The organism is Frankia sp. R82 (assembly GCF_023716925.1).
Taxonomy (GTDB): Bacteria; Actinomycetota; Actinomycetes; order Frankiales; family Frankiaceae; genus Frankia.
On record NZ_JAMQQG010000067.1, the window covers coordinates 1 to 13,898 of the forward strand.

The 13,898-nt window shown below is 73.4% G+C and carries 13 protein-coding genes and 1 pseudogene; 7 read left to right on the forward strand and 7 right to left on the reverse strand.

Features of this window, described 5'->3' with window-relative positions; genetic code table 11:
- Positions 1 to 1,151, forward strand: a pseudogene (locus ND747_RS13665) (pyruvate dehydrogenase); the annotation flags it as partial.
- Positions 1,152 to 1,190: 39 nt separating this feature from the next.
- On the opposite strand, the gene fabI reads toward ND747_RS13665, so the two are convergent.
- The 3 genes from fabI to ND747_RS13680 form a co-directional block, all read right to left on the reverse strand.
- Positions 1,191 to 1,964 (reverse strand): enoyl-ACP reductase FabI, encoded by a 774-nt coding sequence (fabI, locus tag ND747_RS13670; RefSeq protein WP_251733914.1) that lies wholly within the window; start codon positions 1,962 to 1,964, stop codon positions 1,191 to 1,193.
- 170 nt (positions 1,965 to 2,134) lie between these two features.
- Positions 2,135 to 3,319, reverse strand: a complete 1,185-nt coding sequence (locus ND747_RS13675) for a cation:proton antiporter (protein ID WP_251733916.1) — start codon at positions 3,317 to 3,319, stop codon at positions 2,135 to 2,137.
- A gap of 19 nt (positions 3,320 to 3,338) precedes the next feature.
- Positions 3,339 to 3,821, reverse strand: a complete 483-nt coding sequence (locus ND747_RS13680) for a cation:proton antiporter regulatory subunit (RefSeq protein WP_251733917.1) — start codon at positions 3,819 to 3,821, stop codon at positions 3,339 to 3,341.
- Positions 3,822 to 4,229: 408 nt separating this feature from the next.
- Between ND747_RS13680 and ND747_RS13685 the strand changes: the two genes are divergently transcribed.
- Positions 4,230 to 4,736: a PGPGW domain-containing protein gene (locus tag ND747_RS13685; protein WP_251733925.1), complete on the forward strand. Its 507-nt coding sequence runs from the start codon at positions 4,230 to 4,232 to the stop codon at positions 4,734 to 4,736.
- 27 nt (positions 4,737 to 4,763) lie between these two features.
- Here ND747_RS13685 and ND747_RS13690 read toward each other — a convergent pair whose 3' ends face one another.
- Positions 4,764 to 5,162: a hypothetical protein gene (locus ND747_RS13690; protein WP_251733927.1), complete on the reverse strand. Its 399-nt coding sequence runs from the start codon at positions 5,160 to 5,162 to the stop codon at positions 4,764 to 4,766.
- Positions 5,163 to 5,327: 165 nt separating this feature from the next.
- Here ND747_RS13690 and ND747_RS13695 point away from each other — a divergent pair, with 165 nt between their 5' ends.
- The 4 genes from ND747_RS13695 (at position 5,328) to ND747_RS13710 (ending at position 10,909) form a co-directional block, all read left to right on the forward strand.
- On the forward strand, positions 5,328 to 7,229 hold the full coding sequence (locus tag ND747_RS13695; protein ID WP_251733928.1) for a glycoside hydrolase family 15 protein: 1,902 nt from the start codon (positions 5,328 to 5,330) through the stop codon (positions 7,227 to 7,229).
- A gap of 141 nt (positions 7,230 to 7,370) precedes the next feature.
- Positions 7,371 to 8,654: an L-2-hydroxyglutarate oxidase gene (locus tag ND747_RS13700; protein WP_251733930.1), complete on the forward strand. Its 1,284-nt coding sequence runs from the start codon at positions 7,371 to 7,373 to the stop codon at positions 8,652 to 8,654.
- Between the two features lie 48 nt (positions 8,655 to 8,702).
- Positions 8,703 to 10,004, forward strand: coding sequence for an aminotransferase class V-fold PLP-dependent enzyme (locus ND747_RS13705; protein ID WP_251733932.1), 1,302 nt, complete (start codon positions 8,703 to 8,705; stop codon positions 10,002 to 10,004).
- A 239-nt stretch (positions 10,005 to 10,243) separates the two neighbouring features.
- Positions 10,244 to 10,909 carry a response regulator transcription factor gene (locus ND747_RS13710; protein ID WP_251733939.1) on the forward strand — a complete coding sequence of 222 codons (666 nt, stop codon included), beginning with the start codon at positions 10,244 to 10,246 and terminating at the stop codon, positions 10,907 to 10,909.
- 246 nt (positions 10,910 to 11,155) lie between these two features.
- Here the strand turns inward: ND747_RS13710 and ND747_RS13715 are convergent, their stop codons facing one another.
- Positions 11,156 to 12,049, reverse strand: a complete 894-nt coding sequence (locus ND747_RS13715; RefSeq protein WP_251733941.1) for a hypothetical protein — start codon at positions 12,047 to 12,049, stop codon at positions 11,156 to 11,158.
- Positions 12,050 to 12,159: 110 nt separating this feature from the next.
- On the reverse strand, positions 12,160 to 12,612 hold the full coding sequence (locus tag ND747_RS13720) for a hypothetical protein (protein WP_251733943.1): 453 nt from the start codon (positions 12,610 to 12,612) through the stop codon (positions 12,160 to 12,162).
- Positions 12,613 to 13,198: 586 nt separating this feature from the next.
- Here ND747_RS13720 and ND747_RS13725 point away from each other — a divergent pair.
- Positions 13,199 to 13,396 (forward strand): hypothetical protein, encoded by a 198-nt coding sequence (locus ND747_RS13725; protein ID WP_251733945.1) that lies wholly within the window; start codon positions 13,199 to 13,201, stop codon positions 13,394 to 13,396.
- Between the two features lie 57 nt (positions 13,397 to 13,453).
- On the opposite strand, the gene ND747_RS13730 is transcribed toward ND747_RS13725, so the two are convergent.
- Positions 13,454 to 13,898 (reverse strand): hypothetical protein (locus ND747_RS13730; protein WP_251733946.1); only part of this gene is annotated, 445 nt, incomplete at its 5' end.

Here is a 13,898-nt window from a genome sequence, read left to right on the forward strand (position 1 = left end):
CGCCCGTGCCGTGGACCCCGGGCGCGCGCCGGCTGGCCCGACATGTCGGCACCTACCTGGACCGCGCGCCGATCGCGCCCCGTGAGGCCGCGCCGGTGCCCGGGCATGTCGCCCGCCCCACCGACGGCGTGACCTCCACCCAGGAGGCCCTCGGTCACCTGCTGCGTGACCTGCCTGGCCTGGCTCCGCAGGCCGCCGCGGCCCTGGTCACCGTCAGCACCCGGGCCGCCGATCCGGTGCTGGCCGGTTGGCTGGCCGCCGCCGGGCGGCATGTGGCCGGGGGGCTGTCGGCGTCGGCGTTCGGCGGGGTGCTCGCGTCTCTCGGGGTGGCGTGGAGTCGGCAGGGACTGCCGTTGCTGCCGATCGGGGTGGCCGACGAGGTGGCCGCGGGTCAGGTGGTGCCGAGCTGGCTCGCCGCCGCCAGCAATGACGCCCGCAGCATGCTCGTGGTCGCCGACACCGGACTCGATCCGGCCGCCCGGGCGCTGGCCTACGGTGGCGGCGACGGCGTGCCCACCGGCATCGCCACGGTGTGGACGCCGGCGTTCGCCCAGGATCTCGCCTGGTGCCTGCTCGCCGGTCTGGGCAATCTGGCCCGGCCGGGCGGCGCGTCCAGCCTGGTCCGGCTCAGTGCGCGGCCGGTCGACCAGCGACTCGCCGCCGTGCCGACGGATCCGGCCGCCCTGCGCCAGCGCCACGCCCTGACCCTCGCCGGCGGTTACCGGCTCCACGACGGTGGCCCGGACGCGATCCTCACCCTGGTCGGGGTGGGTTCGGTGCTCCCGGAGGTGCTGGGCGCCGCGGCCCGGCTGCGCGCGGGTCTGCGCCGCGAGGTGAGCGTGCTGTGCCTGACCTCACCGAACGCGGTGTTCGCAGCCCTGCAGGCCAGGCGCGGCCTCGTGCCCGGCAGTGACGCGCTGCTCACCGAGATCCTGCCGGCAACGCGGCGCACACCCATGATCACCGTTGTTGACGGCGATCCCCGGTCGCTCGCCTTCCTGGCCGGCGTCCATGGCGACCCGATCTCCACCCTCGGCTCCGCCGCGCCGGCCCCCGGCCTGGACCCGCCGGGTCCCGGCGACACCCCCGTCCCCCTGGAGACGATCATCGGTGCCGCCCTGGACCTGCTCGACGAGACCGCCCCCCGGTAGCGACCGCCGCCCGACCGCGCCGGCTCAGCCGCCGACCGCTCAGACGCCGACCGCGTGGACGCCGCCGTCCACGTGGACGACCTCGCCGGTCGTCGCCGGGAACCAGTCGGACAGCAGGGCGACGCAGGCCTGGGCGGCGGGGGTGGTGTCGTGCACGCTCCAGCCCAGCGGCGCGCGGCCGTCCCAGACGTCTTCGAACTGGCTGAAGCCGGGGATGCTCTTGGCCGCCATCGTGCGCAGCGGACCGGCGGCGACGAGGTTCACCCGCACCCCGCGCGGCCCCAGGTCGCGGGCGAGATAGCGGGCAGCGGAGGCCAGGCCCGCCTTGGCGACGCCCATCCAGTCGTAGGAGGGCCAGGCGACCGAGGCGTCGAAGTCGAGGCCGACGACGGAGGCCCGCTCGCCGAACAGCGGCAGGCTCGCCCGGGTCAACGAGGCCAGCGACCAGGTGGACACCTGCAGGGCGGTGCCGACCTCGGACCACGCCGCCTCGACGAACGGCTTGCCGCCGAGCACCGACTCGGGGGCGAAGCCGATCGCGTGCAGCACGCCGTCCAGGCCGTCGACGTGCTCGAGCACCCGCTCGGCGAGACCGGCGAGGTGATCCTCGTCGGTGACGTCCAGTTCGACGACGGGAGCCTCGGTGGGCAGCCGGCGAGCGATGCGTCGGGTCAGGGAAAGGCCCCGGCCGAAGCCGGAGAGGACCACCCGGGCGCCCTGTTCCTGGGCGATGCGGGCCACGCTGAAGGCGATCGACGCCTCGGTGAGGACGCCGGTGACGAGGATGCGCTTACCTTCGAGAAGACCGCTCATGGGCCGCATCCTGCCAAACATCGTGTCCGCTGCGAGCAGTCCCCGCCGCACAGCGTCGCCGCCGGGGTCGGCGGGCGGCGGGCAGCGCAGGTCAGCGACCGCTGCAGGGGCAGGGCGGCGGTCGGTCCGTGGGTCGCGGCGCGCGGCGGGCGGGGCGGGGCGGCGGCCGGTCAGGCGCGGGCCGGCAACCGTTTGCGGACCGCGCGGGTGGCCGGTTCGACGAACCGGGCGACCAGTGGGCCGGTGATCGCCATCAGCAGCACGTAGCAGGCGGCCAGCGGTCCCAGTTTCGGTTCGATCCCGGCGGCGACGGCCAGGCCCGCGATGACGATCGAGAACTCGCCGCGGGCCACCAGCGCGGCCCCGGCACGGAACCGGCCCATCGTGCCGATCCCAGCGCGACGCGCCGCCCACCAGCCGGTTATGATCTTCGTGGTGATGCCGGCGACGGCCAGCAGCGAGCCCGCGAGCAGCGCCGAGGGGATCGACTCGGGGTCGGTCTGCATCCCGAAGAACACGAAGAACACCGCCGCGAACAGGTCCCGCAGGGGGCTGAGTACCTCCGCCGCGCCCTCGGCGATCGGGCCGGACAGCGCGATGCCGACCAGGAACGCCCCCACCGCGGTGGAGACCTGCATCTTCTGCGCGAGCCCGGCGACCAGCAGCGCAAGGCCGAGTACCCGCAGCAGCAGGATCTCGTCGTTGCGGTCGGCCTTCGGGTCGAAGACCAGCCGGGTGACCTTGTCGCTGTGCCGCACCGCCAGGAAGAGCACGGCGACGAGCAGGCCGAGCGCGATGGCGACGGTCAGCGAGCCGCGGGCGAACGTCTGATGGGCCAGCAGTGCGGTGAGCACCGGCAGGTAGACCGCCATCGCCAGGTCCTCGAGCACCAGGACCGACAGGACCACCGGGGTCTCCCGGTTACCGAGCCGGCCCAGGTCACCGAGGACCTTCGCGATGATCCCGGACGACGAGATGGCGGTGACGCCGCCCATCACGACGGCGGCGGTCGGCCCCCAGCCGAGGATGAACGCCGCGACGATGCCCGGCAGGGCGTTGAGGACCAGGTCCAGCACACCCGCGGGTGCCGCCTGGCGCAGGCCGGACAGCAGCTCGCTGGCGGTGTACTCGAGGCCCAGGGTGAGCAGCAGCAGCACGACGCCGATCTCGGCGCCGATCTCGATGAACTCCTCGCTCGCACCGAGCGAGATCAACCCGCCGTGGCCGACGGTGAGGCCGCCGAGCAGGTAGAGCGGGATCGGCGAGATGCCGACCCGGATGGCCAGATGGCCCAGGACGCCCAGGGCGAACAGAACGGCCCCGAGCTCGAGGAAGATGGTGGTTGTCGCGTGCACTCGCGGCGGCCGTCCGCCGTCAACCGGTGCGGAGCAACGTCGCGACGGACGCGGTGTTCTCCGGCGTCCCGACGACCACGACGATGTCCCCGGCCTCGAACCGGAAGTCCGGTCGCGGCGAGGCCTGCACGACATGGTCGCGCACCACGGCGACGATGGATGCCCCCGTGCGGGTGCGAGCCTGGGTGTCACCGAGCAGTCGACCGGCATAGGGCGAGCCCGGCGTGATGGTGATCTGTTCGCCGACCAGACCGGCGAACACCCTGCTGATGTCGGCCAGCTTCTCGACGAAGTGGGGCGCACCGAGCAGCTCGGAAAGCACGTCGCTCTCCTCGGCGGTGAGCGTGATGCACTCGCCCACGGCATCGCTGTCCTGCACGTCGTAGAGGACGATGTCACGCCGGCCGTGATGATGGGAAACCACACCCACCCGCCGTCCGCCCCGGGTCTGGAAGTCGTGGCGCAGCCCGATGCCGGGCAGCGCCGTCTCCTCGATGTCCACAACAGCCCTCTCGCGCGTTCCAGCCCATATCGCCGTGGGCGTCCCTGCTGATGTCGCGGCCCGGTGGTCGCCGGCCCGGTGGTCGCCGGCCCGGTGGTCGCCGGCCCGGTGGTCGCCGGTGGCGCCCCAGCCGGGCGGGTCGCCAGCCCGGCTGTGACCCTAGCCAACGACCGATGTACGCACATAGTTCGCGCGCAGCGCCCCCGCCCGCGCCGCCCGAGGCCCCTGCCGGCGTGTCGTGGACGACAACAGCGCAGGTCGACGGGCCGCAACGAGAGCACTGCCACGATTGCGCGGCGCGCGACGTTGGTACCTCACAGGAAGGGCCCGCCGTCACCGACCGGCCCGCCGGTCACCGCCGGGCCAACCGGCTGGCAGGGCCCACCGTCCGACAGGGAGTCGCGCGAGGTGTTTTCTGGAAGTGCCCGGCTGCTGCGCCGCATCGCCGTGACGGTGTTGGGCCTGGCCGTGCTCGGCGTCGGCATCGCGCTGCTCGCCCTGCCCGGCCCGGGTTTCCTCGTCATCGCATTGGGGTTCTTCATTCTGAGCCTGGAGTACGAGTGGGCGCGCAGCCGCTTCGAGCAGGCCCGCAGCAAGGCGGCCGACCTCGCCGACCAGGCCGCCGCCCGCCCGTTGTACTCGGTGTTCACGATCCTTTTCGGCCTCGCGATGGTTGCCGCCGGCATCGTGTGGATCATCGATGACGCTCTGCCCGCGTCCTCGCCGTGGAGTGGCGGCAGCATCATCTTCAGCGGTCTGGTCGTGCTCGCCACGATGGTCGTCAGCCTGTGGCAGGCTCGGCAGGCCCGCGAACACGGTGAACCCACCCCGGCCGAGCTGATCGAACGCCGCGAACAGGCCGAACGTGAGCAGGCCGAACGCGAGCAGGCCGGGGTGCACACCCGCGGTGCCTAGCCGCCAGGCGAGGCACCGCGGGGCGCGCTACTGGCCCTGGGTCTCCTGGTTGATGCCGTTGACGCCGGGCTGGCGGTAGATGCAGGCGTAGACGGCGGCCCGGTCCTCGGTGGAGGCCTCGCTGACGTTGTAGCGCAGCGGGTAGACCCGGCTGGACACGAGCTTGTTGCGGTCCGGCGGCTCCTGGACGGCCTTGCCGACCGTGGGGCAGGCGGCCCGGGCGGCGTCCTTCTGGGCCGTCGTCGCGTCCGGCCGGAAGTACACCACCGCCTCCTGCAACGGCGGCGGAGCGCTCACCGACGCGTACACCCCGAACACGATCAGACCGATCACGGCGAGGCTCACAGCCACCGAGGCCAGGCGGCGCTGCGGGGCGGAGACGTACTGCCAGGCCCGCCCAACAGCGGTCGGCGACGATACTGCCACGATGTGATTCCTGTCACGCGGGGGAAGGAAAACTGGTCCGGATAACGAGTGGACCACTCGGAAATCCAGACCCCCAACCTAGCCGCCCGCCGGACTCCGTATGGTGAACGCCTTTGTGCTGCCACCCACATTGGCGATCATGCCCACAGGAGCGAGGAACCGGCCGTGCCATCCCTGATCGAGGACTACGCGCTGATCGGCGACACCCATTCCGCGGCGTTGGTGTCCCGCAACGGATCGATCGACTGGCTCTGCCTGCCCCGGTTCGACTCCCCGGCCTGCTTCTCCGCGCTGCTCGGTGACCCTGACCACGGTCACTGGCAGATCGCGCCGGTCGAGCCCGTCCTCGGCGTCAGCCGCCGTTACCGGGGTGACACGCTGGTGCTGGAGACCGACCTGACGACGGCGTCGGGCACCGTGCGCATCGTCGACGCGATGTTCCCGCACGCCGGCAGCCACACCGTGCTGCGCCTGGTGGAGTGCCTCGAGGGCGCGGTACGGATGCGCTCGGAGACCCGGTTCCGCTTCGACTACGGCTCGATCGTGCCGTGGGTGCGCCGGGTGGACGAGCACACGATCGCCGCGGTCGCCGGGCCGGACGCGATCACACTGCGTACCACCGCCCCGATGGAGGGGCACGACATGGCCACCTACGCCGAGTTCGGCGTGGCCGCGGGCCAGTCGGTGCCGTTCTCGCTGACCTGGACGCCGTCACACCAGAGCACCCCGCCGGCGCAGGACGTCCGCCGCATGATCACCCTCACCGAGGCGTGGTGGTCGGACTGGATGGCCGGCTGCACCTACGACGGCCAGTGGCAGCCCGCGGTGCGCCGCTCGCTGATCACCCTGAAGGCGCTGACCTATGCGCCGACCGGCGGCATCGTCGCCGCCGTCACCACCTCGCTGCCCGAGCACATCGGCGGGGTGCGCAACTGGGACTACCGCTACTGCTGGCTGCGCGACGCCACCATCACCCTGCTCGCCCTGCTCGATGCCGGGTTCACCAGCGAGGCCACCGCCTGGCGGGAATGGCTGCTGCGCGCGGTCGCCGGCGACCCGTCCCGGGTGCAGATCATGTACGGCGTCGCGGGTGAACGCCGGCTGCCCGAGTACGAGGTGCCGTGGCTGCCCGGCTACGAGCAGTCCTCCCCCGTGCGGGTCGGCAACGCCGCCGTCGACCAGTTCCAGCTCGACGTCTACGGCGAGGTCCTCGACGCGCTGCACGTCGCCCGGATGGCCGTCGCCGGGCGCCGTCCCGGGGTGCCCGGGCTGGTCACCCCGAACGGTGCGCCGCTGGCCGGCGTCGGCGGTGCCCCGGCGCACGGGGACGACTCCTGGCCGCTGCAGACCAAGCTGATGGACTTCCTCGAGACCGGCTGGCGCAAGACCGACGAGGGCATCTGGGAGGTTCGCGGGCCGCGGCGGCACTTCGTGCACTCCAAGGTGATGGCCTGGGTCGCCGCCGACCGGGCGGTGCGCGGCATCGTCGAGTCGGGGCTGCCCGGCCCGGTCGAGCGCTGGTCGGCGCTGCGCGACGAGATCCACACCGAGGTCTGCGCCCGCGGCTTCGATCACGACCGCGGCACGTTCACCCAGTTCTACGGCTCCCGCGAGCTGGACGCGGCGCTGCTGTACATGCCGTTGGTCGGCTTCCTGCCGGCCACCGACCCGCGGGTCGTCGGCACGGTCGGCGCGATCGAGCGCGAGCTGATGGAGGACGGGTTCGTCCTGCGCTACCCGACCGCCGAGGACGGCGCGGTGGACGGTCTGCCCGCCGGCGAGGGCGCGTTCCTCGCCTGCACCTTCTGGCTCGCCGACAACTACGCGCTGTCCGGGCGGGTGGAGGAGGCGCAGGAACTGTTCGAGCGACTGCTGTCGCTGCGCAACGACGTGGGCCTGCTCGCCGAGGAGTACGACCCGCGCCTGGGCCGGATGACCGGGAACTTCCCGCAGGCGTTCAGCCACGTGCCGCTGGTCAACACCGCTCGTACCCTCACCGATGCGCTGCGCGGTGTGCCGCGCTCGCGCACCGACCTGGCCGACCCGCCCGGCCACTTCTTCGGCTGACACGCAAGGTAGCGTCGGCGCGTCGGGCAAGGATGCCGGTCAGGCACGCCGGACAGGGCGTGCCGGGCCGGGCGCCGGGCCGGGAAACCGGCAACGGTCCCGGTCGAGGCGTCGGTCAACGGTGACGGTGAGGGGACAGGCGTGGCGCGGCGCATCGCGGTGATCGGCGGCGGCATTCTCGGGCTGGCGGTGGCTCGACGGCTCGGGCAGGTCGAGCCCGACGCCACGGTGACCGTGTTCGAGAAGGAGCCGGATGTCGCCCGCCACCAGACCGGGCGCAACAGCGGTGTCGTGCACGCCGGGCTGTACTACGTCCCCGGTTCGCTGAAGGCGACGCTGTGCCGGCGCGGGGTCGGTCTGCTGCGGGAGTTCTGCGGCGCGCATGACATCCGCTACGAGGAGTGCGGCAAGATCGTCGTTGCCGTGGACGACAGCGAGCTCGAACGGCTTGCCGAGATCGAGCGGCGGTCGGTGGCCAACGGCGTGCCGGCCACCCGGATGCTGGACGCCGCCGAGCTGCGCGCAGTCGAGCCGCACGCTCGCGGCGTCGCCGCGTTGCACTCCCCGACCACCGCCATCGTCGACTACGTCGGGGTCGCCCGGGCACTGCGCACCGAGATCGTCGCCGCGGGCGGGGCGGTGCGCACCGGCGCCGAGGTCGTCGGCGTGGACGAGCGGTCCGACGGCGTGCAGCTGACCCTCACGGTGCGCGCCTCGGCCCACGCGCGTCCCAACGGCACCCGGGCGACCGCCGCGCACGACAGCGGGCGGGTCTCCCAGGTCACCGAGCGGATCGGCCCGTTCGACCTGCTCGTCACCTGCGCGGGCCTGCAGTCCGACCTGGTCGCGACGCTCACCGGCGAGGACCCGTCCCCACAGATCGTCCCGTTCCGCGGCGACTACTGGCTGCTCCGCCCGCAGCGGCGTGAGCTGGTGCGCGGTCTGATCTATCCGGTGCCGGACCCGCGTTACCCGTTCCTGGGCATTCACCTGACCAAGCGCATCGACGGCGAGGTGCTCGTCGGCCCGAACGCGGTGCTCGCCACCGCCCGCGAGGGCTACAGCGTCGGCACGCTCAACGCCGCCGACCTGCGTCGCACCCTGGGCTGGCCGGGCTTCCACAAGATGGCCCGCACGCACTGGAAGACCGGTGCGAAGGAGGTCATGCACACCGTCAGCAAGCGGGCGTTCGTCGCCGAGGCCCGCCGCTACGTCCCCGAGCTGCGTGCCGACGACGTCGTGCGCGGCCCGGCCGGGGTGCGGGCCCAGGCGGTCGCCCGCGACGGCAGCCTCGTCGACGACTTCGTCCTGGCCCACTCCGGCCGCGTCGTCCATGTGCGCAACGCCCCCTCCCCCGGCGCCACCGCATCGTTGGCGATCGCCGAGCACATCGTCGCGAAGGTCGTCCCGGACCACGCCAGCTGACCTACACTTCATCCGGGTGGACGAACCTGCCAGGACGGACGAGCTGACATGACCGGCGACAGCAGCGGCACCGGCCGGACGCCTGGCCTCGGCGGGACACCCGGCGCCGGAAGCGCATCCGGCCAGCTCACGCATCTGGACGCGGCCGGGGCCGCCCGGATGAGCCGAGCGACCCTCGAGGCGCAGGCGGTGTTCCTGCGCGCGGAGAGCGAACTGGGGGCCTACGCCGCCGAGGTGGCGGCGGCCGACGCCCTGGCGACGGCCAGCGCCACCCTCGCCGACCTGCTCGGACCCGGGCTGCGGGCCGACGACGTGGTGTTCCAGCACAATGCCAGCAGTGCGTTCGCCACGCTGCTGGCAGCCTGGCCGCTGCGCGCCGGGGCGCGGATCGCCACGATCCCCAGCGAGTACGGCTCCAATCGGCTGGTGCTGGAGTCGCTCGCCGCCCGGATCGGCGCCACGCTGCTCGACCTGCCCGTGGACGAGGACGGCCGCATCGACCTTGACACCCTCGACCGGTCAGGCCTGACTGAGAGCGGCGCAGCCGGTCCGGGTGCCGCGGGGGGCGGTTTCGAACGCCTTGACCTGGTCGTCTTCCCGCAGGTCCCCAGCCAGCGGGGCATCGCACAGCCGGCCGGCGCGCTCGGCCGGCGCTGCGCGGACGCCGGGGTGGGGCTCATCGTCGACGTCGCCCAGTCGGCAGGCCAGCTCGACGCCACCGGCATCGGGGCCGACGCCTACGTCGGGACGTCGCGCAAATGGCTGCGCGGGCCGCGGGGCGCCGGCTTCGTCGCGCTACGCCCGGGGACGGTCGAGCGGCTCGGCATCGGCGTCCCCAGCCTGTACAGTGCCGCCAGCCGGGACGACCGTCGCGCCGCACCATCCACACCGCTCGCTCCGCCGGCCCCGCCCGATCCCCTGCCCGGCGCGGCGCGGATCAGCGTCGGGGAGTCCTCGGTGGTCGCCCGCATCGGGCTCGCCCAGGCGCTCGTCGAGCTCGTCGACGCCGGCCCCGCGCAGGTGTTCGCCCAGGTGGCAGCGCTTGGGGCGCATGGACGGCAGGTCCTTGACGGGGCCGGCGGCTTCCGGGTCCGCGAACGCGGACCCGCCGACCTGGTCGACCCGACCGGCACCAACGGCGGCATCATCACGCTGCAGCCACCGCCGGGCATCGACCCGTTCGCCGTCCGCGACCGGCTCTACCGCGAGCATCAGATCCTCACCAGCGCCATTCCCGCGGTCCGCGCCCGCGAGCTGCACGGCCCCCTGCTACGTGCCAGTGCCCACGCCTACAACACCCCAGCCGATCTCGACCGGCTCGCCGACGCCCTGGCCACCCTCGCCCGCTGACGTCCCGCCAGACCGGTTCCCGCCAGACGGATGTTTCCACCCGGTTGCGCGAATGGAAACCGGGTGGTGACGTCCGGTAGGGATCTGCTGAAATAGTGGACGTTGCGCGGACGGACCCCGACCGCCTGCGCACCATGGGAGCGCCCCCACGTTCCCACTTAGCGGGCACAGAGGCCCGAAACGGCCGTGGCGGGCCTGCCCGTCCCGGTCGCTCGTCCGGGATGACCGACTGGACCAGCATGAGCCAACAGGACGGCACAGTAGTTGCAGACACCATCACCATTGCCGCGGTAGACGACCATCCGATCGTGCTGCGCGGCCTCGCCGACCTGCTGCACGGCGTCGAGGGATTCGACCTGATCGGCACGGCCCCGTCGATCGACGTGCTGCTGCGCGGCCCCGGCGCGAAGGCCCAGGTCATCCTTCTCGATCTTGATCTGGGTGACGACACCAGGCCACCGGACAACATCCGCCGGCTACTCGCCGAGGATCGCGCCGTCATCGTGTTCAGCGCGGCGGCCACGGCGGCCACGGTCCGCACGGCGATGCTTGCCGGGGCCTGCGGCTACGTGCCGAAGACCGACGATGTGGAGGGGCTGGCCACGGCGATCCGGGCAGCCGCCTCGGGCAGTGGATGGGTGTCCCCACAGCTGGCGTTCCTGCTGCTCACCGATGACTCACCGGACCGGCCGACGCTGTCGCCCAAGGAGGCCGAGGCGCTGCGGCTGTATGCGACCGGCATGCCGCTCAAGACCGTCGCCCGCCGGATGGAAGTGTCCCCGGAGACCGCCAAGCAGTACATCGACCGGGTTCGGCAGAAGTACCGCCGCGTGGGCCGGGACGCGGGCACGAAGATCGACCTTCGTAAGCGGGCGATCGAGGACGGCCACATCGACGGGGTCTGACCCGACCCGACAGAGTCGGATGGGCGCTGGCATCCCGATGCCAGCGCCCATCGACTGACGCCTACCGGGTCCCCGTGCCCGGTAGGCGCCCCCGCGCCACTCCCCGGCTATCGAGGCGCGCGTTGAGGCCAAGGGCTTGAACGGACCTGGCGTGTCCCCCGACCGCGCCTGGCCGTTCCCCCCGTGCACCCTTGACCTCCTTTATGGTGCCCGATGTCCAGGCTTGTCGTCATGACCCCACATCCCTTAACCGGGTGTCCCCCTGATGGGGGACGTCCGACGGGCCCGGGGTCGGGGTCGGATGATTCCGGCGGCGAACACCAACAGCCCGCAGACCAGCACCAGCCACACGCCGGGCCCGATCGTGACGCTCGCGTCCAGCCCGCTGTCCTCGAACGGGCCGGATCCGTCCAGCCGGGTCAGGTCGACGATCGCGGTCACCGCCACCATCAGCCCGGCCACGGCAGCCAGCAGCCGGCCCCATTCCGGGTGGCGGCCGGTGAGCAGCAGCCCGGCCAGCACGGCGAGGATCCCGAGCACGACGGTCAGCCGCCCGTGCTGCCCCGGATCGGTCCCCCGCAGCGAGAACTCGATGAACCCGTACGCCCGCACGGTCGCCCAGCGCATCCCGGACGCGACGATCACGCCGAGCCCGGCGCCCATCGCCACCGGGCCGGCCAGCATGCCGCGGCGGCGACCACTCGCCGCGGTGACGGTGCCGCCGGTCGGCGGTTCCCCAGGCGCCGATCCGGGCGAAGACGGCAGTTCCCACGGGGCCGCGATGATCGGAGTCGTCGACGCGCGCCCCCAGTCCGGTCCGTCAGTCTCGGCCGCGCCCTCCCGTGACCAGGCCGGATCGGCGGTCGCCGCGGCTCGGGCCCGCCACACCCGCACCTCGGCCGCCACCCGGGCAGAGCTTTCGTCCAGCCGGGCGGACCGACCCTCGCCGCCAGGCCGCTCGTTGACAGCAGACCGGCTGTCGCTGCCAGGCCGGTCGCCGCTGCCAGACCAGTCGTCGCTGGCGGGGCGGTCGTCAGCCGCGCTCGGCGGGACGGTTCTCGGCGGCGGCAGCGGCCCAGGCTGATCGCCACGTTCCGCGTCCGCGGGGCGTGCCCACGGGCTGCGATGCTGATCTGTCACCACCCACCACCGTCCGACGCCGCCGGGGAGGCCGGCGACCGCCCCTGACGGTCGTACCATGCCGCGCCGACGATCGCACCAGCGAGCGCCCGGTGGTCACCGACGGGCGCTCACCCGGCGTCCGTCTCGGCCCGTCCGGCCGAACGAACCCGCAGGGCGGCGGCACCGGCCAGCGCCAGCACACCGGACACCAGGGTGAACGTGATGCCGCCCTCCGGACGGATGGTGATCACGTCGTTTCCGACCGCCCGGAAGGAGGCCAGCGTCGGCGGCCCGTACATCCGGTCCAGCCCGGTCAGGACGACGATCGCACCCGCGCTCAGCTGAGCGAACGGGATGTCGGCCCGCCCGGCGCCGAACGGGCGGTATGCCAGCCGGGCGAGCGCCATCGCAGCCAGTCCGACGGCCAGCACCAGCACGACCCGGCCGTCACCGACGACGAGGCCGCTGAACTTGCGGGTCTGTTCACCGTCGGACAGCGAGCTCCACGGCAGCACACTTCCGGCGCCCGCCCCGATCGACCCCACGAGCACCGCCAGCACCGCGACCGGCCGGACCCGCACCGGATCGGTTGTCTGCCGTGCCTTCCCGACAGCCTTCTGCGTCGACGTGGCTGCAGGCGACGTCGCTGGGGTCGCTGTCTTGACAGGCATGACCGCGGCCGGGACCGACCCACCGGCCTGCGACGCATGCGCGCCGTCCGGATCCCGTGCCGGGTTCCGGTCCCGTCGTGAGCCGGATGGACGCCAGCCCTCCGCCGGGTCTGCGCCGCGCTCGGACTGGACGGGCTCCGGCCGCGCGTCGCGCGTGGGCATCCGAGCCGTATCCCGCGCAGACATCTGACGGACGACCGGCGAGGCCAGCGTGGCCTCCACGGACCGGGCGGCATCCGCCGGTCGGGGTGTGTCGGCGGCAGGTCGGGGGGCGGGTGTGGATGAGGCGGGAGTGTCCGCTGCCGGGTCTCGGCGCAGCGCCACCTGCATGGTCGGTGGGTCGAGCGGCGACGGGTCCGCCCGGCGCTGGCTGACGGTCTCCCGATCGGCGCTCGTGGACCGGGCGGTACGTCCTTCGCGGCCGGCGACGGATCGGGCGGTGTCCGCGTCGCCGTCCTGTCCGTGCTGCTCGGATGCACCGGCCAGGCTGACCGCCGTGCCGCTCGGACCGGGGCTGTTCGACCTGCTCGGGCCGTTCGACCTGCTCGGGGCAGCGCGGGGGGTGTCAGCCGGTCGGGCGCCGAACCAGTCCACCGGCGTCTGGTCGCCATCGCTGGGCCGCTGTCCTGGCGATGGCGATGCGGGCCCGAGCAACGCGCTGGCCGGCGTGTCGCCAGGAAGCGGGACATCATGATCGAACCAGAGCGGCCGAGCCCGGGCGGGCAGCGCCGCAGCCTCTGTACGCGCCGCCTCACGACGTCCCGGGGTCGCTCCCGCTTCGAGGCCGCTCGCCGCGGCACCGGCCGACCCCGACCGGGCAGATGTGTCGTCCGTGCCGGTGCCGGTGCCGGTGCCGGTGCCGACGGCGCGGGTGGCCGAAGCTGTCGCCGAAGTCGCCGACCGGGAAGGCGGTGGGACGGAACTGGGCCCGGCAGAGGCATCCCGGCCGGTGGTGGCCCGACCTGCTGACCGCGCCGGACTCCCCGACGGAGCCGGACTCCCCGGTGATCCGGGCCTTACCGACGGCGCGGGCCTCACCGGCGACGGTGACGCGGCCGGCGACGGTGACGCGGCCGGCGACGGTGACGCGGCCGGCGAGGGGGACTTCGCGGACGACGGTGGAGTAGCGGCTGAGGCGGGCTTGCCCGGCGATCCCGGTGTGCCCGGCGACCCCGGGGCGGCGGGCGGCCCGGAGA

Coding starts and splice junctions, on each gene's coding strand:
- ND747_RS13705 (WP_251733932.1), top strand. CDS start 8,703: ATGACCGGCGACAGCAGCGGCACCGGCCGGACGCCTGGCCTCGGCGGG.
- fabI (WP_251733914.1), bottom strand. CDS start 1,964: ATGAGCGGTCTTCTCGAAGGTAAGCGCATCCTCGTCACCGGCGTCCTC.
- ND747_RS13710 (WP_251733939.1), top strand. CDS start 10,244: ATGAGCCAACAGGACGGCACAGTAGTTGCAGACACCATCACCATTGCC.